General features: G+C 52.3%; 15 protein-coding genes and 2 pseudogenes. 8 read left to right on the forward strand and 9 right to left on the reverse strand.

Annotated features, from left to right (window positions below; translation table 11 throughout):
• Positions 1 to 10: 10 nt before the first annotated feature.
• The gene (locus ACI512_RS31170) at positions 11 to 250 is read right to left on the reverse strand and encodes a hypothetical protein (protein ID WP_064052952.1); all 240 of its coding nucleotides are present in this window, start codon (positions 248 to 250) and stop codon (positions 11 to 13) included.
• Between the two features lie 230 nt (positions 251 to 480).
• Between ACI512_RS31170 and ACI512_RS31175 the strand changes: the two are divergent.
• Positions 481 to 800 (forward strand): annotated as a pseudogene (locus ACI512_RS31175) (DUF3077 domain-containing protein).
• A gap of 133 nt (positions 801 to 933) precedes the next feature.
• Here ACI512_RS31175 and ACI512_RS31180 read toward each other — a convergent pair.
• The 3 genes from ACI512_RS31180 to ACI512_RS31190 all read right to left on the reverse strand — a co-directional run bounded on the left by ACI512_RS31180 (position 934) and on the right by ACI512_RS31190 (position 2,929).
• Entirely contained in the window at positions 934 to 1,545 is a 612-nt protein-coding gene (locus tag ACI512_RS31180) for a PolC-type DNA polymerase III (protein WP_236380925.1), read from the reverse strand.
• Between the two features lie 43 nt (positions 1,546 to 1,588).
• Positions 1,589 to 2,065: an NYN domain-containing protein gene (locus tag ACI512_RS31185; protein WP_015886033.1), complete on the reverse strand. Its 477-nt coding sequence runs from the start codon at positions 2,063 to 2,065 to the stop codon at positions 1,589 to 1,591.
• A 117-nt stretch (positions 2,066 to 2,182) separates the two neighbouring features.
• Positions 2,183 to 2,929, reverse strand: a complete 747-nt coding sequence (locus ACI512_RS31190) for a DUF2076 domain-containing protein (RefSeq protein WP_015886034.1) — start codon at positions 2,927 to 2,929, stop codon at positions 2,183 to 2,185.
• Positions 2,930 to 3,105: 176 nt separating this feature from the next.
• Here ACI512_RS31190 and ACI512_RS31195 point away from each other — a divergent pair, with 176 nt between their 5' ends.
• Positions 3,106 to 3,765: a YciC family protein gene (locus tag ACI512_RS31195; protein ID WP_015886035.1), complete on the forward strand. Its 660-nt coding sequence runs from the start codon at positions 3,106 to 3,108 to the stop codon at positions 3,763 to 3,765.
• A 40-nt stretch (positions 3,766 to 3,805) separates the two neighbouring features.
• Entirely contained in the window at positions 3,806 to 4,894 is a 1,089-nt protein-coding gene (locus ACI512_RS31200; protein WP_015886036.1) for an endonuclease/exonuclease/phosphatase family protein, read from the forward strand.
• Between the two features lie 608 nt (positions 4,895 to 5,502).
• Here the strand turns inward: ACI512_RS31200 and ACI512_RS31205 are convergent.
• The gene (locus ACI512_RS31205; protein WP_405121486.1) at positions 5,503 to 6,501 is read right to left on the reverse strand and encodes an SMEK domain-containing protein; all 999 of its coding nucleotides are present in this window, start codon (positions 6,499 to 6,501) and stop codon (positions 5,503 to 5,505) included.
• Positions 6,502 to 7,176: 675 nt separating this feature from the next.
• Between ACI512_RS31205 and ACI512_RS31210 the strand changes: the two genes are divergently transcribed.
• A complete protein-coding gene (locus ACI512_RS31210) occupies positions 7,177 to 9,696 on the forward strand; it encodes a DEAD/DEAH box helicase (protein WP_405121487.1) in 2,520 nt (839 codons plus the stop codon).
• Positions 9,697 to 10,042: 346 nt separating this feature from the next.
• Here the strand turns inward: ACI512_RS31210 and ACI512_RS31215 are convergent, their stop codons facing one another.
• Positions 10,043 to 12,376 (reverse strand): type I restriction enzyme HsdR N-terminal domain-containing protein, encoded by a 2,334-nt coding sequence (locus ACI512_RS31215; RefSeq protein ID WP_405121488.1) that lies wholly within the window; start codon positions 12,374 to 12,376, stop codon positions 10,043 to 10,045.
• Between the two features lie 360 nt (positions 12,377 to 12,736).
• Here ACI512_RS31215 and ACI512_RS31220 point away from each other — a divergent pair, with 360 nt between their 5' ends.
• The 4 genes from ACI512_RS31220 (at position 12,737) to ACI512_RS31235 (ending at position 19,422) form a co-directional block, all read left to right on the forward strand.
• Positions 12,737 to 13,540, forward strand: coding sequence for a restriction endonuclease (locus ACI512_RS31220; RefSeq protein WP_405121489.1), 804 nt, complete (start codon positions 12,737 to 12,739; stop codon positions 13,538 to 13,540).
• A 555-nt stretch (positions 13,541 to 14,095) separates the two neighbouring features.
• Positions 14,096 to 15,481, forward strand: a complete 1,386-nt coding sequence (locus ACI512_RS31225) for an ABC-three component system protein (RefSeq protein ID WP_405121490.1) — start codon at positions 14,096 to 14,098, stop codon at positions 15,479 to 15,481.
• 597 nt (positions 15,482 to 16,078) lie between these two features.
• The gene (locus ACI512_RS31230) at positions 16,079 to 18,973 is read left to right on the forward strand and encodes an AAA family ATPase (protein WP_405121491.1); all 2,895 of its coding nucleotides are present in this window, start codon (positions 16,079 to 16,081) and stop codon (positions 18,971 to 18,973) included.
• A 179-nt stretch (positions 18,974 to 19,152) separates the two neighbouring features.
• Complete coding sequence (locus ACI512_RS31235) at positions 19,153 to 19,422, forward strand: transposase (RefSeq protein WP_405121492.1); 270 nt, start codon at positions 19,153 to 19,155, stop codon at positions 19,420 to 19,422.
• Here the strand turns inward: ACI512_RS31235 and ACI512_RS31240 are convergent.
• From ACI512_RS31240 to ACI512_RS31250, 3 genes and pseudogenes are all read right to left on the reverse strand, one after another.
• Positions 19,406 to 19,591, reverse strand: a pseudogene (locus ACI512_RS31240) (transposase); the annotation flags it as partial. The gene ACI512_RS31235 and the pseudogene ACI512_RS31240 overlap by 17 nt on opposite strands.
• Positions 19,592 to 19,817: 226 nt before the next feature.
• On the reverse strand, positions 19,818 to 22,460 hold the full coding sequence (locus ACI512_RS31245) for a DEAD/DEAH box helicase (RefSeq protein ID WP_405121493.1): 2,643 nt from the start codon (positions 22,458 to 22,460) through the stop codon (positions 19,818 to 19,820).
• Between the two features lie 2 nt (positions 22,461 to 22,462).
• Positions 22,463 to 23,974: a site-specific DNA-methyltransferase gene (locus ACI512_RS31250; RefSeq protein WP_405121494.1), complete on the reverse strand. Its 1,512-nt coding sequence runs from the start codon at positions 23,972 to 23,974 to the stop codon at positions 22,463 to 22,465.
• Positions 23,975 to 24,040: the final 66 nt, after the last annotated feature.

Consider the following 24,040-nt stretch of genomic DNA (forward strand, 5'->3'; position numbering starts at 1 on the left):
TTCAACGCTGCTATGAGCGCTGAACAATCAAATCGACAATCTGGTTGATCGTGGTGATGTGGTCCCAATCCGCCTGAGTGGCGTGTAGATTGAACTGCCATTTGATCTGCATGACAAAGCAGGTCAGGTCGTCATCAATGATCTTAAAGTCGTGAATGAAATCCGTTTGTTCCGACACCTGGCTTCGGTCGATGAAGCCGCAGATGTCGACAAACAATTGCATGACCTTTTCGCTGATATCGGCCCTCATTTACCCAGTCTCCTCCCCCCCTGAATAACTGAATAGATACCAGAGGGCAGTTTTTAATGGCCAGCAAGATCGATCGTATTCATATGCGGGAAATTTCCGAGTGAGGTTTGCCCCCCTTGTCCCGCTGAGACAGCACAACTAACCTGCCTCGCGTCATCGGCCTCTCGATGACCGGAAGTGCAAGCCGAAATTGACGGAAGGAGCGAGTTAAATATCCTGGAGGTCTCAACATGGTTAAAGCAACTTCCGCATCAACTGACAACGGCGTGGCCTTCCCCAGCGAAGACGACCTGCTCAACCGCCGAGCCATCGACTACCTCAAAGCCTGCGCCCCGGACGCGCCCACCTTCACCCTGACGACAACCTGAGTTTCGAAGACGCCCTCGCCCATGCGGCGGATTTGCTGCATTGCGCGGTGGAGACGGCGCATGCGTCGAGTGAAGCGATGAAGGCGCAACAGCGGGCGGTGAGCGGGCTTTTTGTGGTGAGCGGGCTTGCCCCGCGCTGGGCTGCGGAGCAGCCCCAAAACCTGATACTCCGTTCTAACTGAAAGAACGCGGCGCCCTTAATTGGGGCTGCTTCGCAGCCCAGCGCGGGGCAAGCCCGCTCACCACAGCAAGCCCGCTTACCACAGCAAGCCCGCTCACCACAAAAGCACACGCCCACAGGGCATTGTGGCGAGGTCAGAACCCGCGATGCTTCTTCAGGTGTTCATTGATCTTCGCCGCCGGCACTTTCTGCAAGGTGCACAGCAGCTCATGGGACAGTTCGCGCAAGCCGTGCGTACGGCGCAGTTCCTGGGCCAGATGGGCTGTGAGGTTGGCCGCCATTTCCGCATCCGCCATCGCCCGGTGAGCCTTACCCGTGTGGGGCAGTTGCGCGTAGGTGTTGAGGGTGCCGAGCTTGTGGTTGGGCGCGGCCGGCATGAGGCGACGGGCCAGTAGCAAAGAGCAGGCGAATTTTTGCAGGCGGGTGCGGCGGATCAGGCCCAGTTCGTAGTCCCAGAACTTCTGGTCGAACGCGGCGTTGTGCGCCATCAGTGGCGTGGTGCCGACGAATTCGTTGACTTCGTTCATCACCCGCTCGGCCGGTGGCGCACTGCGCAGCATGGCGTTGCTGATGCCGGTGAGTTGTTCGATAAAGCCCGGCACGCGCACGCCGGCGTTCATCAGGCTCTGGTAGCGGTCCACGATCTGGCCACGCTCAAGGATGACCACAGCGATCTCCGTGGCCCGGCAATGACTGTTCGGCGTAATGCCGGTGGTTTCAAAGTCGATGACCGCTATACGTTCCAAACCTGTTCCCACTCCGTCTAACTGTTTATTAAGCCGCCGCGCTCTATTTGAGCAGCAGCGCGCCTTCGATCGGCACGTAGCGGCTGGCCGCGCGTATCAGCGAGTTGGCCGTCAGCCCCGGTACGCCGTAGGCCACCGCTTCGACGCCATGCTTATTGATGATGCGGTCGAGCAGCATGTCGAAATCACCGTCGCCGGAAGCCAGCACGATTTCGTCGACGTGGTCGGCGGCGTCCATGATGTCGATGGTGATGCCCACGTCCCAGTCGCCCTTGGCCGAACCGTCGCTGCGCTGGATGTAGGGCTTGAGTTTTACCGTAAAGCCCAGGTTGCGCAGGATCTGCTGGAATTGCTGCTGCTTGCTGTCGCCACGGTCGATGGCATACGCGTACGCCTCGACGATCTGCCCGCGCGAGCTGATATCAGCCCACAAAGCGGCGTAGTTGAAGTGGCAACCATAGGCCTGGCGGACGGTGTAATAGAGGTTCTGAACATCGGCGAACACTGCAATTTTCTTCACCGCACTTCCTCATGACAGCCAGGCGCCAGGGCCCGGAAAGGGTGCCAGTATGCCAGCCGCGAGTGAGTTGCCGGGAAAAATCAGACCGGGGCGACGAAGCGCCCCGGCCAAGATGCGTCAGACGAAGGAATCGTCATCGCCGAAAGAGGAAGAGTCGTCGGAATAATCGCTGTCTGCGAAGCTGTCCGAGTTGTTGCTGCCCCAACTGTCGTTACCGGCAAACTTCTGGTCATCATTGCCCCAGTTGCCGTTGTCACTGGCAGGCGCCGGCTCTTCGCGGATGATTTCTTCCACCACTTGCGGTTGTTGCGAGTTGTGGTTGAACAGGCTGCTGATACCTTCGGCCAGCAACACACCACCGGCCACGCCGGCAGCGGTTTTCATCGCGCCGCCGAGGAAACCGCTGCCCACTGGCGCTGCGGCAGGCGCCTGTTGCGGCTGTTGATAATTCTGCTGCGGCGCCGGCTGGCCAAAGGACGGCCGTGCCGGTTCACGCCAGCCACCGCCGGAGGACGTCGGCGCATTTTGGGCGGGTTGCGGGTCACGGGAACCGCCGCCGCCAAAGATGCTCGACAAGAACCCACCGCCACTCGAAGGCGCAGGTTGTGCTGATTTAGCCCGTTGCAGCTCATCCTGCAATTGCTGGATCTGCTGCGCCTGCTGTTTGTTCTGCGCGTCGAGACTCTTGAGCGCGTGTTCCTGCACCAAAATCGACTGGGTCATGTAGTACCCAGCGGCCGGTTGGCGAGTCATGTGCTCCTTGATCCGCGCTTCGGCCTGGGCGTCGCGGGGGGCTGAGTCCGTTTCGGCTTGTTGCAACCGTGAAAACAGTCCATCGATCAGGGTTTGCTCTTCGCTGTTCATGGCGACCTCGTTAGATTGCCGGTAGAAATCGTGGTGTCGCCTTTAATCAGGCGCCGTCCTAGTTATGGGGGTGTTACGAGTTGTTTCAATGGTCTTTACTCAAGGTTTACGTTTGCTTACCGCCAGTGATGATCGGTTAAAGTGTTGCCCTTGCTTTCAGGCCTGCGATGAACTTGATGAATCCGTTAGACGTATTGCGCGACTCTTTCCGCTTCACCCAACGCAACCTGGGCGCCATCGTCCAGCTGTGCTTGCCGTTGGTGATTTTCGAAGCCCTGCTGCAACAGGTGCTCAACCACGTGGTGGGCCCGGATGCGTTCCCCGGCTACAGCGTGGTGGTGGGGTTGCTGGTGTACCCGCTGTACACCGGCGCGCTGATCCTGTTTCTGGATGCTCGCACACGGGGCGAGTCGCCGCGCACTAAAGATATATGGGCCATGGCCCTCACCCTGTGGCCGCGCTTCGCCCTGCTGACGGCCATGAGCACGCTGCTGATCCTGCTGGGGCTGTCGCTGTACTTCCTGCCGGGCCTGTGGCTGATGGTGGTGCTGGCCTTTGCCGAGTACCTGCTGGTGCTGCGCGGCATGCCGGCGCTGGAAGCGATGAAGGAAAGCTTCCGCCTGAGCCGTGGGCATTTCTGGATGATCCTGGTGTGCCTGCTGTGTGTGATGACCCCCTTGTGGCTGCTCAAGGGCGCCAGTGTTGCAGCGTATCCCGAGCCTGCGCCGCTGCTGGGACTGTTGCTGGACAGCGCCCACAGCTTCCTGCAACTGTTTACCAGCGTGGTGCTGTTTCGTTTATTCATGCTGATCGGTGGCGATGCAGACGCACGGTGATATGCTCCGTGCCACTCCTGAAACGCTATAAGCCGAGCCGATGACCCGTTTATTGCGCATCACCCTGCTGGGCCTGTTGATCATCACAGGCCTGCTCGTCACCCTGATCTACAGCCTGACCTGGCGCCCCGAGCCGAAGGAAACCCTGCCGGTGAGCTGCGTTGCACCGCGTGCGCCCACGCTGCTGCCGGGGCAGGCGCTCAAGGTCATGACCTGGAACGTCCAATACCTGGCCGGCAAGAACTACGTGTTCTGGTACGACACCGCCGACGGCAGTGGCCCGGACGACCGTCCCACCGTGGAAGACATGGCCGCCAGCCTCGACGAAGTGGCACGGGTGATTCGCGATGAACAACCCGACATCCTGCTGCTGCAGGAACTCGACGAAAACGCCAAGCCCTCCCATTACCAGGACCAGCTTGCCCTGCTGCAAGAGCGCCTGGTCGACCTCTACCCCTGCAGCGTCCAGGCCTTCGACTGGAAGGCCGACTTTGTTCCCGACTGGCATATCTTCGGCAGCGTCGGTCGCAAGCTGGCGACACTGAGCCGCTACCAGATCGAGCACGCCGAACGCCTGCAGCTGCCGGCGCCCGAAGCCAATATCATCAGCCGCCAGTTCCAACCCAAGCCCGCCCTGCTGTTGACCTACCTGCCGCTGAGCGACGGTGGCCAACTGGCCGTGCTCAATACCCGTCTGGACGGTGATAGCCCTGGGCGCAGTGCGGTGCAGGAACAAGTAAAAACCACGGTCAAGCTGCTGGATAAATTCGAAGGCCGTGGCACGCCCTGGCTGATCGGGGGCGATTTCAACCTGCTGCCCCTGGGGCAATTCCTGCGCCTGGACGCCGGCAAGCGCGGGCAGTATTCGCCGGACAGCGAGCTGCATTTGCTGTGGGACAAGTACCCGATGATCCCGAGCAATAGCCAATCCAGCGGGATTGACCGTGAGAAATGGTTGACCCACTTCCCCAACGACCCGAGCGTGGACGGGCCCGACCGCACGCTGGACTACCTGTTCTACAGCCCGCGGATCAAGCGGGTGGAGGCGAAGGTGCGCCAGGAGGATACGTTGCGTATTTCCAACCATCTTCCGGTGATTGCCCGCTTCCTGCTGCCCGCTGCGCCATAACCAACACCGCAAAACCCATGTGGGAGGGGGCTTGCCCCCTCCCACATTTGGACCTGTGGCGTTACGACTTGCGAGGTTTTATCCGCGCAGTTGCTTCAGCCACCAACGGATCATCCGGCCAATAGTAGGAGGTATCACCTATCGTTAGACCACATTGACAGACGATCAGTCCAGCAAAATGGATGGTCGCAGAGTAAACAGTCCGAAAGTCCATTGACTGTCAATCATCGCCATAGAGATTGACGAATTCTGCCAACACCAAAGCCAACATTGACACCATCTGTAGAGCAGCGACTTTGCTCGCAGAGTATACATTGACAGTTTTTACGAAGATCTGGACCTATCGAAGCTTATTGATTCTGTCGCTTGAGACGGCTGAGCCCCGTGTGCTAGCAATGCTGTTCACTCAAGCTGCTGAGAGGTTTTTACTTTCGGCTCATCGGTGAAACCCAGGAAAAACGCGGAGTTCCTATTTGGACCGCATTAAAAGCAGGCAAGATGTAATGCTCTACGGTACTGCTCGATGCCACTTGCGTTGATTTAGCAGAGCAAAGAAGCTGTCGATTAGACGGAGAACTTCAGTGCCTCGCCATGGCGAAAATCATTACTTATTCCAAACTTGAATAATCCAGCTCCACCAACATACTCCTAAGCTGCTCCAGACTTCCTTGCGAAGCTTTTCTCAGTTCAAAAAAAATATTTGGCTCAGACTCACACTTATTCACAATCAGCAAAGCTGTTATCTCATTCTCCACATGGTTTTTTGAAAAACTTTCATCCCACTCTATGAGATTTTTACTTACAAGAGATGAAATCACCAGACGCTCCCTCTCGCAAAACTCCACGGCAATTTCGCTTTCTTCCAAATATAGACAAGTGTAGGACCCCACTTGGGTATGCGCCTTCCAAATCAAGTCGCAAAGTAATGTTCTTTGCTCTACGTTCAGCTTAGATACCTCATGGACCAATGCCTTCACATCGTCAATGTATTGCTCTACTTGATCGGGATCTATTTCCGAATCGAGCTGAGCCTGTTTTAAAAGTTTCCTAATCGAACCAAGCCGAACAATCTGCCCCCCTTTACATTTAATTACTTCGACCAGCGGCTTGAATATTTCCTCACCAATGAACAAGCTATTTACTTTAGAAATTTTCCCTTCATCATCCAGAGAATGGATCAAAGCGTTAAACGTTTTTATTGTTAGAACCGTGCAGCTTGTACCAAGCTCGCCAAAAGTTTTACTTATTTTAGGAGCCCTCTTATCCGAAAGAATAAAAAACTTAAGCTCATCAAAGTCTTTCGACATCTCAAGCCGATCAAAATTTCTCATTGTATCTTTCAATTTTTTAACACTATTAGTTGATGTCACTTGGCAGGCCACTCTGGCACCTCGGTCGATCAAATCAATTGCAGGATATGTCGAGGAGATCCCGCTAGCCAGCTCAAAGTTTAACCCGTAGTACAAGTTTAAGAGCCGCTTAACAAACCGCTCAAGCTCTACATTAATATCAGTTTTTCCAATTGAATTACTCATGCTTACATTAGCCACAATATAAGCCAAACACTTTTCAATATTCTTAAGCTCTTTCCCGGTCTTGGTAATCATATTATCACTATTAAAGTTTATATTTACATTCTAATGGCTTTTAAACATCGTTGCGATATCAACACATAGCATACCCCCCACTAAAACCCGGGCACCGCCTACGACAGCATATACGGCGACTAGCTCTCGACCATAGCGATCACCTCCTATTAGAGCTTTAGATGCTCGCATCACAACCTAGCAAGTTACCAATCTTACCCTATACACCAGTCTTAAACGCACTCGAGAAGAGCAATTTAGTAGCGCGCCACTTGCATAGCAGATCTGCGGAAGTGTAAGAGCCATAGTCGTAGCGAACAGAAGCCAGGCTACTCAGTCAGCCCCCTGAGCAAACTACACGTGAAGATACGGCGCTGCGAATTCGATGCCTCCTCACGGTCAATCGCCTCATAGGTCATTGACACGGTGCTTGGTCTCCATGTGTTTGAAGCTCCCCCCTCTCTCCCGATGAATTAATGCCCACCAATGTTGAACCGTCTCGAAGCCCCCTCCAGCTCCTCGAGTAGAACCGCCAGCTAAAAAGCTCTCCGCGACCAACATGGCAAACCGCTATCAACCATGGTAGGTTAGCTCATTAATTAGGCAGGGACGCCGAGCATCGCAACGCGATACCAAACCTGATTAAAGAGCTGTGCTTGATACTGAGTACTTCAAAATATCAGGAAGGATATGTCAATGGTCGACTTTAACTCAAAGCTAAACGATGTCGCAAAAGATAGCCCTATAGATCCCTTAGAACTATACGAAACCCTAGACCGAGCTAGCGATAAAGGCCCACTACGCGAGTCTCAAGAGGAAGTGCTGGTTGACTGGCACGCCAACCATCGATCCCAACGAGATACTATTGTCAAGCTTCATACGGGCCAAGGTAAGACCTTGATCGGCCTGCTAATGCTGCAATCACTAATAAATGAAAAAAAAGGCCCCGCACTTTATATTTGCCCGGACAACCTGCTCATCAACCAGACGAAAGAGCAAGCAAAGCTTTTTGGCGTAAAAGTATGTGAAGAGTCCGACGACATACCAGACGACTTTAGTAGCGGAGAAAAAATATTTATTACATCCGTACAAAAACTATTCAATGGCCTTACCAAGTTCTCACTAGGCGCACGATCCCTAAAAGTTGAATCCATTTTGATGGACGATGCGCATGCGTGTGCAGACAGTATTCGCCATGCCTGCTCTCTCAAAATACCGCACGACGAACACGCCTACAGCGAACTGCGCTCCCTGTTTGCACATCACCTAGCGAAACAAGGAGAGGGAACTTTCGCCGATATTGAAAACAAGCGATACGGTTCATATCTACCAATACCCTATTGGGCTTGGCTAGACAATATAGATGAAATAGCAAAAATCCTATCACGCCATCAAGATAAAAAAAGTATAAAGTTTGCCTGGCCTTTAATTAAAGATAGGCTTGATCAGTGCCAGTGTATCATTTCCGGATCTAGTGTAGAAATCGAGCCATATGTAGCGCCGCTAGACATGTTTGGCTCTTATTGGAAAGCGAGCCAGCGAATTTTCATGTCTGCAACTGTCACTGATGATGCTTTCCTCATCAAAGGGCTAAGACTCGCACCGAATACGATCGTTTCACCACTTACATACACCAAGGAAAAATGGTCTGGAGAAAAAATGATTCTTATCCCTTCCCTAATGGATGAGTCTCTAGACCGTGGCACAATGGTCAAGTTCTTTGGCAACGCTTGGCCTAAAGCAGATTTTGGAAGAGTGGCCCTCGTTAATAGCTTTAACAATAGCAAAGATTGGGCCGGATACGGAGCGACGGTTGCAGATGCGGACACGATTCAACCGAAATTAGTAGCACTGAAAAATAAATCATATGAAAAAGCCTTAGTTCTTGTTAACCGTTATGATGGCATTGATCTACCGGACAATGATTGTCGGATTCTGATTTTTGACGGCAAGCCTTACTCCCAAAATCTTGTTGACTTATACGAGGAGGATTGTCGCCCTGACGCCGAATCAACAATGATGCGTGCAGTCCGCTCGGTAGAACAAGGCTTAGGTAGATGCGTTCGAGGCGAGAAGGATTACGCTGCGGCGGTTCTCACAGGCCCCGAACTAATTCGCCTAGTACGCGATAAAAACTCAAGAAAATATCTGTCGTCGCAGGTATCCACGCAGCTGGAGATTGGGTTCGAAATATCTGTCATGGCGAGAGAAGATGTTGCGCACTCAGACCCTAGAAAAGCATTTATTGATATGCTAAATCAGAGTGTTCAACGAGATTCCGGATGGAAAAGTTATTACGTGCAGCGCATGCAATCAGTCAAAGAGAAAGGCGCCAACCTCCAGCTTTTGAATATTTATAAGCAAGAGCTTGATGCTGAAATCTTGTACCAGCAAGGTAAAAATGCGGAGGCCGTATCTGCACTGCAGAACTTAATTGACTCTCTCAACCCCAGCTCCGAGGACCGTGGATGGTATTTGCAGCAGATGGCTCGCTACAGCTACCTCCACCAGCGGGAGCAATCAAATAAATTCCAGATTGTGGCCCATCGAACAAACCCTCTTTTACTAGCACCAATATCTGGCGTCTCCTTTAGTAAACTTACGGCAACCAGCCAAGGAAGAATTGAGCGAATCAAAGGATGGATCTCGAACTTCGGCTCCTATGACCAACTACAGATCCATTTAACGGAAATACTAGACACGCTTAGCTTTGGCAAAAAAGCTGATAAATTTGAAGATGCGTTGGACAAGCTGAGTTTCGCACTAGGTTTTAGAGGCGAACGGCCTGACAAAATATGGAAAGAGGGGCCAGACAATCTCTGGGCTGTTAATGATAGCGAGTATTTGCTGTGGGAGTGCAAAAATGACGCACTTCCAAACAAGGCCAAAATTGACAAGCGAGAAGCTGAACAAATGAATCGCTCGTGCGCTTGGTTCACCAAGCATTATTCAGCCTGCAGTGCGATCAACATCATTGTTCACCCTACAAACAACTTAGAAAGCGGAGGAGCTTTCCTATCCGAGGTCGTCGCACTCAAAGAAAAAGCTTTAGGCAAGCTAAAGTCCCAAATCTCTAACTTCTACAAGACATTTGAACATCAAGACTTTAAAGATCTTTCCGAAGTTTATATAAAGGAAAATCTTTCAGCTTATCGACTTTCGCCGACTCAAATCATTGAAGATTATACGATAGCAATTAAAGACTATAAAGAGTAAGCATCAACAGGCCGCCTTTTAACTGAGGCGGCTTCGAGTCAAGCTAATTCCCGTCGCAACTCACCCCAAACTGTTTAATTAGGTTCACAAAAACGACAGGGTCTGAATGAAAGTTGCGTAAGCGCTCCATGAACCCAACATTCAAAGCGCTTCGCTGATCCCGGATGCAGTGCTGCCGAATCCCTCAGAAGCCAGCCCGCGATGATGCGACCCGATGCCAAAGTCGAAAAGTCTATCTCTACCCGAGGCCCCTCGACTTTCGAAAATCGATTGATGGCCTGGCCGGGCGGGTCGAACTGGATATCAACGTCGCGGTAAATCCCGAGTACGTAATGTCAGTCAGTCGTCACTCAATAACATCAACAACGACGAAAGAATCAGTCATCGTAGGAATGTTTGTATGTTTTCTCAGCAAGGGATGGAGTATCGCCGTTGAAGTAATCGCAGCCCAATCGCCCTGAGGCCCGCCGTGGCGCATCAGCTCGATCAGGACAGTGTAAGTTCGCGCCAGCAAGTGCGCAGATTCCATCGCTCCGAGCATCGTCATCCATGCGTCCCCCAAACTTGGCTGCATTCTGAACGTCTTGAAGATGGCGAAGGTCACGGGCTCTATAATGCCGGCATTCCAACCAGGGACAAACGTACCGTCGTTCATTACTTGTGATAATAGCTCGCGCGAGGCGGCGGTTGTCCCAGGGCGGCGAAGCGTCACCTCAGACTTGGCCATCTCCATCAAAATCAACAGTTGCGGAAAGAACCCAGTTTCTTCCGTGCTCAATGGATACGCTGCTAGCACATGCGAAAGGGTTATCCAGGGCAAAATATTGTCGCTGTAGTAAGCGGAGGATACGCCGTCCAGCTCGAAGCTATTATCCTCATCGTCCAGCGGCAGATCGACGGTTTTGATCGCAAATCGAGTTTTTGGCGAGCTATCACCATGGATTGGTTGTTGCGCCAGAAGCTCCTTGCACAGTGGTGTTGGATCGACGCCAGATTGGAAAATCGTGACTATTGCACGCGCAACGATAATTTCGCCCATAGGCAACAGCTCGGCTACACCCATCAGCCAAGCCACTGCTGCCGCGCACCCAGATTTAAGTAGATTCTTTAGGCACTCAGCAATGACAGTGGCCAGTTCGCTCACCAGCATTTCGCAAAATCCGATCCGAAAAATGCAAGCATCCCCAGACATTCGAGGCTTAAGCGCACCACATCCAACCAAATATTCTCTGGATTCAATCGTGAGCCCTCTCAGGGCTTCGCTACGCAATAGAAAAGTCGTTGTGGCGTCTGTCTCCATACTGTCGGAGCGACCCGCGCGAAGGTAGTCATCGAGCGTGACTATGGCGAGCTCGTGAAAGTGATGCCTTAGGGTGGAATCGTCGTAATGTTCGCGTACGTAATGTATGAAATCCACGCCCAACAGAGCTGGAGCCTCGGGCCCATGCCACTCGGTTCCGAAAGATCCCTTTTTGGCCTTGCTGATCACCGATCTGAAAATCCACGGGCGGCGGTAATCAACAGAACGAAAGCTACCCCTCATCAGTCTCACTCCGTGAGACCTAGCAGCTGATACGGCGCTTTCAAACTCATCGTCCAGCAGCGGCCCGACAGTGACTCGCGTACCCATCCGCCCCAAAGACGAAAGCGATCTACCCTTGCGTGATTTGATGACGCTTTCGGTCAAGCCATCATCCATAGCAATCACGACAACGAAGCCGCCGCTCTGTGCGATGTTTACCAGATCCTCCAACTCTCTCTGACTGGTTTCACTGGCATTTCTGTAGTCGTCGATCAGTATTACCAGCTTCATCTCCTGATCACGCTTTAGAGACTGAAGCCAGGAGCGTGCATCCTCAGCTTTGAAAGGCCACTCCACCGTTCGCCGCAATGCGTCAGCCACACATTGGAGATATCCAAGGCCGCCATCCTCGAGATACAACGGCACAAATACATCACTTTGTGCAGCCAGATCCACAAGCTCTCGCAGCACACTGCTTTTCCCAGCCAGCGGTTCCCCCTCAAGGATGACGAAACAGGAGTGTTCAAGCTCCTTGAGTAGCTCCCTCGTCGCGTTTCTCGGAATCAAAAAATCATGTGCGAACAATGCATCACTTGATGCGAGATCACCTGAAAGCTGAGCTATTTTTTCGGCGGAGCTCGCATTCACCACTTCAGACCAAACCCTGCAGTCCGTGCCCAGTAAGGTCTCCGCGGCTTTGCGTATGTCAGCGCTCGCCACGGTGAAGGTACTGTTGATCAACCCAGCAAGCTGCTTTCCTTCATCGCCGTCAGGCAGCCACTTCGACCCGTCATAGGTCGAATACAGCTCGGTCTGCGTTCCATTTGAGACCACCACCAGCGGCGCCATGGGATCGAGTAGTCGAGCGTAGGACATGCCTTGCAACCGATCTGCTTCGGTAAGAGGAAGCCCTTGGCGCTTCAACTCCAAGACAGCCAATGGACGATCTTCATGGAAAAGAACGATATCAGCCCGTCCTTCCTTCATCCAAGCCTGCCCACCGTCCAGCGCGACTGGGGCCCGACCTATTTGAAAGCTAAAGTGCACCTGATGACGGATCTGGATATTCGCACCAGGAAATGCGCTTGTGATTACAGAATGTACAGCGGCCTCTAAATCAGCCTCAGTTGGACGTCGCAGTGATTCGCTCTTAGCCATAAAAAATCCCAGCTCCGCTTTTATTTCGGTGGACAGATACAATCTAGAGCGAATCGCCCCTGATTTTCTAGACACCTTGCAAGCTTCCAGCTTCCGGTGTGAAGCAGGCGCGGCGGCCTCAGGGTGCGAAAACCGCGAGTGCTAGCAAGAACGCACCTTTGCAGTCTATTAGTCAATACACTCTCTAGTGTAGAACTCCCTTGCCCGGGCGCTGCTTGCATAGATTTGAAGTATTAGGGGAAGATCAGACACCATGGAAATTTGAGCCCTAGGAAGGAGTCCAACATTAGCTCAATCAGATCCCTCGATTTACGCTTTGTAGGCGATCTCGTCGAGTTCGTCCGTGGAGCGGGTTTTGTCTTGGACTTTTCAGACGCCAGTTTTTCGGCCTTTTTTGCCGCAGAACTCAATGTCGATATTGAGAATCCCCAGTTTTCGATCAATGGCCGGTCAAAGGGTAAACGCCTGAAGTGTTTCTTGCAGAGCTGCAACGACGCTGACGCTGTGCGGCTTCTCGCCGCCCTATGGGAGCATCGAAATGAGCATCTCCTTAGGACCAACACACCTGATCCGATCCCCCATTCAGAACAGCGATATCGAGCATTGTTGAATCGACTGTCGGGCCAAGTGCAGGCCTCAGAGACCGCAGCGAAGCCCGTTAAAATTGTGACTGAAGGTCACAAGTTTGCGAAATTCAAAAATGACCTTTTAGACGTCGGAAAACTGCTCCCACACGCTCGTGGCTATGCTTTTGAGGCATTTCTCAAGAACCTCTTTGACGCATTTCAACTCGCCGCCCGAGAGCCTTTCCGGGTGAGAGGAGAGCAAATCGACGGTAGCTTTGAGCTCGACAATGAAGTTTATCTTCTAGAAGCAAAATGGCATGGACATGCAATTGGTGTCGCTGACTTGCATACGTTCCACGGGAAGATCGAGCAAAAGGCTGCTTGGACTCGTGGGCTTTTTATTAGTAATAGCGGATTCACAGAAGAAGGTCTTGCCGCCTTCGGTCGAGGCAAGCGGGTAGTTTGCATGGATGGATTGGATCTTTACGAGTTATTAGATCGAGAAATTTCGTTATCCCAGGTGCTAAAAGTCAAAGTCCGCCGTGCGGCGGAGACAGGCTCACCTTTTGTTCGAGTACGCGACCTTTATCCACGTTGAATCATTCATGCAACGAAAAGCCGTGCTACCGATGATGGCATATTGACTCACCACAATCGCTGCTCTAACGTCCTTTCCACGATATCCTAGGCTAATGGCTGCACTACTGTGCCCGAACTGACTTTTGAGTTTCAAGATAACTACACCAGTGTTCAGGTTGATAGTGTGCTTCGTCCCAGAGGCGGACTCAATCTTTGCCTGCTCCAGCTTACGGCAACGGTTAATGAGGCATTAAACGATCTCAGTAGGCCAACTGCGCTAAACGTTTTGCGTAATTTGCTCGAGACGAAACCAGATGGGACCGGACCCGCCCTGTCCGCGTTCGCACCCGCTGGTGACCCAGTGCTCATTGTTGCCCCCGAGTGGGCGCTGGGCTCCGTGGACTGGAACACCGTAGACGCCCTTGTTAGAGCTACGAATCGATCGCTTGTGCTGATTGCGGGATTTGGCCTTCCATTTGGAGAAGCTGTAATCCAATGGCACATAGCATCGTCCGAAGACGGCACTGTGAGGCACCTAGCGTGGGACCAGACTCGTAGCGGCATTAGCCCAACAATGCGTGTGAATGGCGGTTGGTGCTGGATTCATGAACCAAACGGCCAGACTCACTGCATCACTTATCTTAAAAATGCCCTCCAGCAAAGTTATGAAGCTGTAGTACTAGATGATGTGCAGCCCCATGACACGCTTCTGCATTTGCGCTTTAACGACTTGGACCTGTTTCCGCTTATTTGTGCAGATTTACTGAGGCCCGCAGGACAAGACCAAAACTCACCTCAGGCACGTATCCGCCGCAAACTCGAAAGCCTGAACAATGACCGTCCAGCGCTCATCGTAGGGTCCTTGCTCCAATCCGGATACAACCAAAATTGGGGGATCGCTATCGACTCCCTTTTGAACCAAGTTCTTGCCGGTCGACGAGGAATAGTCGCGCTTTGCAACGTCGCTCACGATGTACCTGTTGCAGATGAGTCCGACGACAAATGGAGAAGTCTCAGCGGTGTTTTCGCGTCGTTCACTGAGATGCCTCACGGTCAGAAAAATCTCTCCGCGGCAAGATCGCTGAACGCTCAGGGCACCGTGGGGGCAGTAGTACGAGGGACTCACCCAACCGTCACCGCAGGTATCATATATTGGCCGCCGTACAATCCAGTCAACAGCCTGCTGATTTGGCGGGGGAATGTGGTATGCCCAATACAGAGTGTGGGGATCACCCTGCCTGTAACCTCAGTGCCCAACAAAGTCACTTATGAGATTGAACGATTTTTACGTAGGTACCCGCCCGATACAGGCGCTGCTCCACGACTGAGGGTTGGCATTGCCGAAATAGAAGAGTATTTGCACACCAACCCATTAGCCGACTCGAGCGCCATACTCAACGCCATTTTGGAAGGTACGGACTCCGGCAAGAAGGTCGATCCTGACGCGATTGCTGATCCTGAAGTAATCAGTGCACTCCGAGCCGGGCTTCACGCATTGGCAACGCTGAAATCGGTCGAAGGAATAGATTGGCAAGACTCTCGAGGGGCCACAGGTCAGCTCATCGTCCGCTCTCTAAACCGGCATTTACTGATATGGCGCTCTCATAAAGAATCACCTAGGGCGCTGAGACGCATTCTCGGAGAATGGAGAGACTCAGGCGGCCCACATCCGCATTTAGTCGTGCTTGGAGCAACTCCACTTGGAGACTTGGCGGACGGTGAATTTCACCCTGATAGACGTGATAGTTTCATCACCTTCCCAAAGGGCAACACCGACCTTCGTGCAGGCGGGTCACTTGCGCCCGTATCAGGCGATATTGGGGGGCTTCGGGGTATGCGTCGAGTTGCTGGCCTCGGATTGTCGAAAGCCGCAGCGGTCTACGCCGATTACGTGGCAGCAGAGGATGACGACCGAGTTGAGGAACTACTCGGTCAGATTGCCTCTTTTTTTAGGGAGTAGGAAGTATGAATGAAGACTCCGCATTTTGGACCTCCGCCAATGAGCAACTTAATGAGCTTTGCGTCAAAGTAGGTCTTGATCGCACTCCAGAGCTTCCGCCTCCCGGAATAGAGATTTCCGCCCCTGCGGGGACAACGCTTTGGTCTTCGTCTTACGCGCTTGTTCTCCTGTGGCCTTGCGGTGGGGGTGATTATGCTTCCATCGAGCAAGCAGCGGCGCAAGGTCAAGCATGGTTTGATGAGATTCTCGTCCGAAAAGAGCGAAGTTCTCTTGGGGGGCTGATAGACGGCTATCTGGTACTAGCCCTTCCTCAGGCACCGGAGGAGGATGCTCGAGAGAAAATTCGTCGACTAGAGCTGTCGGCGCAAGTGTGTCGTAAGCACATAATTTGGCCTTCGGCACCTGCAGACCACAACCATAAAACTGGGCTGTGGCAACGCGTAGCCGACATAACAGTCTTAGGACTGCCAGAGGCATCTGCCCCCACGAGTTGTGAACTGCAATGGCCAGAACTCGACTCTGAAGCACAAGCACTGTGGACCGAGCTTTCCACGCTTGGCGTTAACGGAACTGTCTTACGTCATGAGGGGCCTTTGAATGCGCGGAATTAGACTCAACTCTCTATATGTGTCTTATTTTCGTGGGATCAACGACTCCGTCAGATTTGATTTCAGCTCACCATTGACTGTGGTGTACGCCCCTAACGGGACTGGCAAGACAACGATGTGCGAGGCTGCTGAATGGCTGCTCACGGGGCAAGTAGAAAGGCTGAAGGAAGGTAATAGCTTCGATGCTCTGATTTTAAGTCCGAAGTTTTCCGGTCAAAATAAAACCGCTACCTCAGCAGCCGCGAACCTTTATATCGATGGAGACCAAAAGTTTGTCCAGCGGGATGTTAACGGGTCGCAGTCTTCTGCAATATTTGGTGCCAATGAAGATGGGGCGGTCACCGTTCGTCCCAATGACCTTTTAGCCCTCTTAGCTCCGGTCGCTGCGGCTGACGAAGCACACGCCTTAACGGCAATAAATTTAAGGCAGCGGTGGCTCAAAGGAACGCGTTTTTTAAGTTCTGAAGCGCTGGCCGCACTGGTCGATACTGACGAAGAAACTATCGAGCGGCGCACTCAAGTCTTCGCCGACCTGCTCGGTATTCGGCATTTACTAGATGCTGAACGTCTGTGTGAAAAATACATTGTTGAAATGACTAGGCGTCTGCGAAACCTTACAAAGATGACCGAATCGAAGTCAGCGGAGGTCGCTGATCTGGAGCTCTCTCTAGGTCCTGATGTGACAACGGGGGCTTCGCAAGCCAGCTCAGCGCGCTTGGAGGTTGACAATGCCATACTTCTCTTTTCGCCAGAAGATATTCGGGGGTTCGACGAACGATCTAGCCTAGATGATCAACTCTCCTCACTTACAGCTTTACACCGCCGTCAAAAGCACGCACTTGATGCACGCCTGGACGCAGCAAAACGCGTTGAAGCAAGGTGGAGTGTTCGAGGCAGCCTAGAAATTGCTGTGGCCGAAGGTGTGAATAGTGAGACTGAGTTGGCGCAGTCGCTAGCCCAGACTGAAAATGATGGTAGGCAAGCGGCAACTGAACTCACTGATTTCAATTCGAGGCGGGAAGCAACCTATCTTTTGGGACAAGAGCTAGCGAAGGCTCAAGATCAAATGTTTCAGCTGAGCTCGAAAGTTCTCGCAACTCTTCTAGATGGAGGTTTTGCAGATGATCTTTCTCTTAGCCTCATCGAGCTTGCTCATAAGTATTCTGAAAACCAATGGCCGGCGAGCGCACGCCAAAAACGTCGTCAAGAATTGAAAGCGCTTGAGTTATCAACTGACCGATCAGTGTATGAGACTACGCGCTTAGCGGAACTGGAGCTTGAGGTTAATGCAGCTCGCTTGGACGCCCCCTCGCATGAAGAGTTGGGGCATTTACAGAAAAAAGCCGTTGAGGCGGTCTCAAACGCTCAAGTTGCTGCCAAACTGCTAGATGCTGTGGCGAGCCCAGTTGCACGATTGCAAGCTGCTGGAAGAGAGCTTTTAGGTCATGACCACGGCGCCGACACTGGAAAGTGCCCTTTGTGCTCATATGACTGGAAGGACGCTGAAAACCTCAGATCCGCCATCAATGCGACGCTTGCGGCCGCGCCTGAACTGATTATAGCAGCCAGGTCTGGGGTGGCCGCGGCCGAAGATGCAGCCAAACATGCTCAATCCCAATTCGAAGCAGGCCTGCGAAAGCAAAACTTTCTGGACACCCTGGAGAGCGAGCGCTCGGATCTGCAGTTAGTCAACGCTGTTCAGCTTCGAGAACTTGAGAGGCTAGGAGTCAGCCCAGGTGCAACGGCAGAAGAGTTCAAGTCAATCGCTGCGCGTCTGGACGTTGCCGACGCGATTTCCACACTGCTATCAGCCCGTGATGCTATCTCAACTAAATTTTTCGGATCTGAATTTAGGATGCCAAGCTCCGGATTCCAGGTCGCAGATCTACACCAACACTTGAACGCTTCCTTTGAAGCACGAAATCGCGTGATTCAGCTTGAGCTTGCTGAACTCGCGAAGTCTATTGAGGCTGCAACCAGTAAACGTGACTATCTACGCGCGAAGTATGCCGGATCGCTGCAAAGTTTGAAGGAGTGTCGTCTAGCCTTGGAGCAGAAATCAGCGGAGCTCGCATCCTTGCAATCTGCATGGCAAGAGGTCTCACCGGGCATTGAATGGCCGAACGCTGAGCTTGATACACTAATGTCTCAACTTGCGGCAGAAAACTATCGCCTTACTGTAATTGAAGGACACATTGAGGCCGCTAGGGCAGCATGGGCAGCAGAATCTCGTCGCTCTCGCCTCTTTGAGCTTCAGCAGGCAACTCAACTATTAATCGATGAAGCTGATGAGATAACCGGAAGGCTGGATGCCGCAAAACGCGCACGCGCAGTTTTTTATGACGCCTACACCTCGATTAGCCGTCAGAAGGTTCAAGACCTCAGCCGCGTGGTAAATCCACTCTTCGCTCGCATGCATGCTAATCGTGTTTTTGACCGGATTAACCTTGGTGCGGATGCAGACTTTTTGCATTGGCTCGCCGATGCGGGTGACCAGCAGCTTGATCCGGGAAAAGACTTTAGCCAAGGCCAGCGACAAGACCTTGCGCTAGCACTATTCCTGGCGCGCGCGCGTAGTCTCGGTGGGACATTCTTTCTTGATGAGCCCATCGTCCATTTGGACGACTTGAATCGCGTCGGCCTGCTCGACATTCTGCGAGCGACTGTGTTGGAAAGCAGTAATACGCTCAATCTCGTTATCACCACGTCTAGCCGAGCTCTGGCTCGACACCTCATAGAAAAGTTTTCTGGTGTAGATTTGGTAGAAACACCAAACGGGCGGCAGCCACCTCTTCGAATACTAGAACTAGACGGTAATGGCCGAAGCGGGATCCGACTGACCACTGTATACCCCCTGGAAGGAATAGCTACTGCGGCCAATTGAGGCTGTTCATGGACGTCGGCGCTTATGGAGAATTATGCACATTTCAAAAATGACTTTGGTGAACTACAGAAACTTCGTAACCGTCCGGGCAACACACCTTCCTGACACCGTCGCTTGAGGCGATGGTGTACACCTAAATTTAAGTGGACACCATTTTCAGCCTTGTTAAGCGGACGCCTATGCCACAAGAACGCCGTTCCTATTCCAAGTCCTTCAAGGCCCAGGTTATCGCCGAATGCGCGCAGCCTGACACCTCGCTGGCCAATGTCGCGTTGACCCACAATCTCAACGCCAACCTCGTCCATAAATGGATACGCGTGCATGCGCGGAAAAACCTGACACTTCAACCCGAACCAATTTTGTCCGGTAGTGCTGTACCCACCGATGCGGTAGCAACCGGTCAATTTCACTTGCTCGCTGTGTCGGCAGTCAGTCATGCAATTTTTTGATGATCGGTGCTGCTTTTTCCTGACGTATGCGCCCGCGTTCTCCATCGCACAAGCCCCGCACATGGCGTTCAACTTCATACAGTCCGCAGATCGAATGCAGCGCCTGTTCGGCCAACGGACTCTTTTTCGCCACAAGCAACTCGAAGAACTTGCGGCGAGCACGGCGTAAGTCGACGCTGGCCATCGATACGCCGGGTTGCAGGCATTCCTGGACTACCTGGGCTTTTAAGGGTTTGGGATAAGAGGTTCGTTGGCGCATTACCCTGATGGTTGGGATCAGGTGGGTGAGTTCGCCGGACGCTTACAAATCAGCGAAGGGCATACCACTCGAACCGCGATCACACAGTGAACGGTAGTCATGGATGCCCTTCGGATGACGGTTAAATTACGTAGTGTCAATGAGCCCCGTTGATGGCATAGAGTAGCTGCTCTCGCAAGCCTCTTCCCTGCTCATCTTTCTTCTGGGCCATAAGGTAGATTCCTTTGCCACCTGATTTTTTGGCCCAAAGCTCACCGATGACTCGCTTTTCTTTGCTGTCGTCGTTGCTTACGCGATCTCCCCCTTTATACTCAATCACTAAAAGCCGGCCGTCTTTGAGCCGCGCTACGAAATCAGGATAGGTGCGTTGAGTCGCGGTAGGCATCCAGAACTGGGTCGCATGCACGAGGTTTCTTACCCAAAATTCGACTTCATCCAGCAGCTCGATCGCCTGCGCGCAGAGGTATTCTTCTGCATCCTCACCCTTCGATGTTTTCCAAGGAAGCATGCCGGGAAACGGGTAGTAGTGCTTCTTGAACTTGAATGACCCGGCGTAGTACGAGGTAGCTGGGTACAGCGCCATGTCTGCTGGATAAGTAAACGCATGGTCAGGTTCTGAAGATGTGACCAGCTCCAAATCATCATGGAACAGAGCCTGCTGGAATCCCTTGTCATAGGCATTCTTCTTAGCAAGGAACAGCTGCTCACCAAGTTTTCTGCGAAGAATGAATTGACCTTTGAGAAGCTGTGACAAGGAGAAGCCGCGATCCTCCAGCAGCACGGTAACAGCCCGACGCAACCACTCGCGAAGCACAGGCTGTTTGATTGATGGCTCACGGATTTCTTGATCCAACCAGCCAATCAAATCTGATGCGGTGCGGTCTTGAGCGAAGCCGGGAAGGTAAGTGCTCACATCGTCTTTGACATTCTGGAACTGGACTGTTTTATCGTCCAAATACACTTCAAATGTCATGCTCGATTCGTCAAAACGGAAGGATGACAGGTCTGGTGGTGACGACAGCAGATCCCAGCTAAACGACGCTGAAACCGCTCCACGGTCAACCAGCTCAAGCTCACCTTGCTCAACTGAGTAAAGGCGCGGAACCTGAAACACCACTCCCCTTTCACTAGGCGCTTTAGCAGCTACCGTAGCTTGCTGATGCCTCTCTACCTCAGCAGCAACCGCCGCCTTTTTATCCTTGCCTGATACGGTCGAAACGATGGCTTCAACTGTCAGCAGGTCGAGTTCATCTTTTAGCTCAACTACTCCACCAGGTCCTTCAGCATCCAGCACGAACAGAACCCGTTCATGGTCTCGCTCAGGAATCTTTGAAAAGTCAGGAACCTTTGCCACAACGACCCTGGATACAGGTAGCTCAGGAGTACCCACTTGACCACCTTGTAATGCCAGCTCAGGAGTCTTCTCTCTGCGGATTGCGGCAGCAGCTTCCATAGGGTTGAAGCCGATGTTAATAAGTGATTGGGTGAGCTCACCTGCAGCACGTCCAAAGGTATCCGTAATCACATGTGCATATGCTTTACTCATCGCTTCCTGACGCCGAGGAACCGCATACGGCATGCGCAGTACACGTCCTAGAAGCTGCTGAATATCCTTGTCAGATTTCACCTGAGCTACAGAGCAAAAGACGTAGGCAAATGAGCAGTCCCAGCCTTCTTTCAAAGCCTGTTTGGTGATGATGACTTCGATCGGGCAGTCATTGGCAAAAAGGTCGATTCCATCGATTTCGCGCTGTGCGCCGGTCGCGACTGCAATCGCCCTTTCGTCCATGCCATCAGTGTCAATGAGGTGTCGCTTCACCTCTTCAACGGTTGCTTCGCTCTTGGCGTTTTCAGCCTGGATTAGCAGGATAGGGCGAATGTATTCAGGTTCGTCGAGCGCTGTTTTAGCGAGACTTTTCCGTCTGGCTACTGCACTGCTGACCGCAGCTTGCCACTCCCCATTATGTTCCTTGAGGATCACAGGAAATTTGATCATGTTCTCTGCTTTCAGCTCGAATGCAGAAACGCTGACTAGGACGTTCGAACTGGACACATCAGGGGTGGCTGTAAGCTCTACCACAGCCTTTGGACCAAGACGTTCATAGACTGTATAGGAAAGTGGCGTTGTGGCGTTGTGCGCCTCGTCCATGATGACCAATGGACCATGAAGCTTTAGAAGGTTTGCGAAAGATGCTACGGCTTTCCCGTCTTTACCTTTATCAAGGTATTGGAGCTGTTTAGCGGATCCACTGAAATGACCCTCTAGATCCTCATGATGCTCGTAGACCTTGCGCCCCTCTTCTTTATCCACACGCAATGCAGCCACAGTGGAAATAACAACACAGACCTTTGTGACTAGATCCGCTGGACGGATTCGCGTGAATTCCGCCACATCGAAAACCGCAACCTGCGCACCAAAAGCATCATCAAGCTCTTGGCGATACGGATGGCGATGGTCGCGGAAAGCTTCAATGGTCTGGGTCTTAATCTGGGTCGTTGGCACCATCCAAAGAACAACCGGGTACTGACGCTCGAGATAGGTGGAACCACATATTTGGATGATGTGGGCACCCATCACAGTCTTCCCGCCACCCGTAGGAATACGGAGACAGACGTATGGGACTTCAGGCAAACCCGGCATCAACTTGTAGTCGCTGACTAGCCCCGTATCAACGGTTTGTTCAAAAGCCTTAGATGGTCCTTCCAAACGAGCCACGTCGAAGAATTTTCCAAGGCTCGACAATGCACGGTTTTGATACAGCTTTAGCGTGAGAGCCATGGTCAGCGAGCCTTAATGTCGTATGGGGTTTGTCGGAAGGTTATTTGTGATTCCAGAAGAAGCTCAGATGGAATTGCGCACGCCTCTCCGTAAATCACCATGGGACCTTCGGTCTTGGGTAAGGCTTTGAGAATACGCTTGGTCAGAACGTTGCCGCCTGCCGCTGTCAGATCGCCGAGAATGCCGTTGAACAAAAGGAAGTAGTACGTGCCGTGATGCTCACCAAGGAAAGGGGATTTCTCAGCGGATGAAGAACGAGCAGTGCCGGTTTCTGCGAACCATACGTGAGCCGCTAACTGCTCGAAGGAAATACCTTCTCGGATGTGCCCTGCGTCATCAAAAACGGGAACACCCAACTTGTAGTAACGGTAGCCTCCCCCACCATTCCAACCCATAGCTTCAGAGATACCGCCTTGTTCCCCGTTCACAACCTGACGCAAGCGTGGACCGCAGAAAAGCCTAGCATTCGCAGACATCTCGATGCCGATCCAATTACGCTTCATCTTGTGCGCAACCGCAGCCGTGGTGCCTGAGCCTAGGAAGCTGTCGAGTACCAAATCACCGGGCTTGCTTGCCACTTCTAGAACCTGCCTAAGAAGGCGCTCAGGCTTCGGAGTATCAAACGCTTCCACATCCTGAAACAAAGCCAAGATTTCCTTTTTGGCTTCCTCAGTGGTGCCAGCATCTACAGCATGCCAAAGCGTCATCGGCACTAGACCTTCGTCTTCCCATGGAAACCGCTTCAAGCGCGGTTTGCCCTTACCGTCTTTGGGGAAATAAACTCGGTTTTCGGCACGATACCGATTGAACTCTGATTCCACCGCGCCCCAGCATCGCCCCTTAGGAGGCAAATGAACATCACCTGAATCGCTGGTGATTGGGTACATCTGATTCGGCCTGAAACCTTGAGCAGAGAACGGAATCGACCGCCACGGACCACGGGGATCGTTATCTGGATTACCATAGCCCTTGTCGTTGGACGGAAGCAGGTTTCTATACTTCTTCCACTTGGACGCTTCCATTTTTGCGTACACAAGCATCGTGTCATGAGACGAGCCTACAGCAGCACGGTTTTCACGAGAGGTGCGTTTCTGCCAAATAATTTCAGCGATGAAGTTTTTACGACCAAAAATTTCATCGCAAATGACTTTCAGATAGTGCGCTTCGTTGTCGTCGATTGTTATCCAGATCGAACCCTCCTGACTCATCAGCTCACGTAGAAGCTCAAGACGGGGATAGATCATGGACAGCCACTTCGAATGCTCTAGGTTGTCATCGTAGCGTTCAAAGGCGGATTTAGTATTGTACGGCGGGTCGATGAAAATGCATTTCACCTGACCTGCATAATACGGGAGAAGCGCTTTCAACGCGTCGAGGTTGTCGCCTTCAATCAGCATGTTTGGAGAGTCCGGCTCTCCATGAGACAGTTCAGCAACCGGCTCAAGCAGACGGTAAGGCGCAAGGGCAGCCCGCGTCAGGTCTGCATCACGGTTGAACCAAGACAGTAGAGGCATTCAGAATGGGTTCCAAGGACGGCAAAATCAATCCTCTACTTTACCTGCTTTAAAGCTCAGCTAGCC

Origin of the sequence: Pseudomonas petroselini (assembly GCF_045037875.1) — a bacterium.
GTDB lineage: Bacteria > Pseudomonadota > Gammaproteobacteria > Pseudomonadales > Pseudomonadaceae > Aquipseudomonas > Aquipseudomonas petroselini.

What these genes read in the sequence shown, in the direction of transcription:
- ACI512_RS31170 (WP_064052952.1), bottom strand. Translation starts at nt 250, where the DNA reads ATGAGGGCCGATATCAGCGAAAAGGTCATGCAATTGTTTGTCGACATC.
- ACI512_RS31190 (WP_015886034.1), bottom strand. Translation starts at nt 2,929, where the DNA reads ATGAACAGCGAAGAGCAAACCCTGATCGATGGACTGTTTTCACGGTTG.
- ACI512_RS31195 (WP_015886035.1), top strand. Translation starts at nt 3,106, where the DNA reads ATGAATCCGTTAGACGTATTGCGCGACTCTTTCCGCTTCACCCAACGC.
- ACI512_RS31200 (WP_015886036.1), top strand. Translation starts at nt 3,806, where the DNA reads ATGACCCGTTTATTGCGCATCACCCTGCTGGGCCTGTTGATCATCACA.
- ACI512_RS31205 (WP_405121486.1), bottom strand. Translation starts at nt 6,501, where the DNA reads ATGATTACCAAGACCGGGAAAGAGCTTAAGAATATTGAAAAGTGTTTG.
- ACI512_RS31210 (WP_405121487.1), top strand. Translation starts at nt 7,177, where the DNA reads ATGGTCGACTTTAACTCAAAGCTAAACGATGTCGCAAAAGATAGCCCT.
- ACI512_RS31215 (WP_405121488.1), bottom strand. Translation starts at nt 12,376, where the DNA reads ATGGCTAAGAGCGAATCACTGCGACGTCCAACTGAGGCTGATTTAGAG.
- ACI512_RS31225 (WP_405121490.1), top strand. Translation starts at nt 14,096, where the DNA reads ATGCGTGTGAATGGCGGTTGGTGCTGGATTCATGAACCAAACGGCCAG.
- ACI512_RS31230 (WP_405121491.1), top strand. Translation starts at nt 16,079, where the DNA reads ATGCGCGGAATTAGACTCAACTCTCTATATGTGTCTTATTTTCGTGGG.
- ACI512_RS31235 (WP_405121492.1), top strand. Translation starts at nt 19,153, where the DNA reads ATGCCACAAGAACGCCGTTCCTATTCCAAGTCCTTCAAGGCCCAGGTT.
- ACI512_RS31245 (WP_405121493.1), bottom strand. Translation starts at nt 22,460, where the DNA reads ATGGCTCTCACGCTAAAGCTGTATCAAAACCGTGCATTGTCGAGCCTT.
- ACI512_RS31250 (WP_405121494.1), bottom strand. Translation starts at nt 23,974, where the DNA reads ATGCCTCTACTGTCTTGGTTCAACCGTGATGCAGACCTGACGCGGGCT.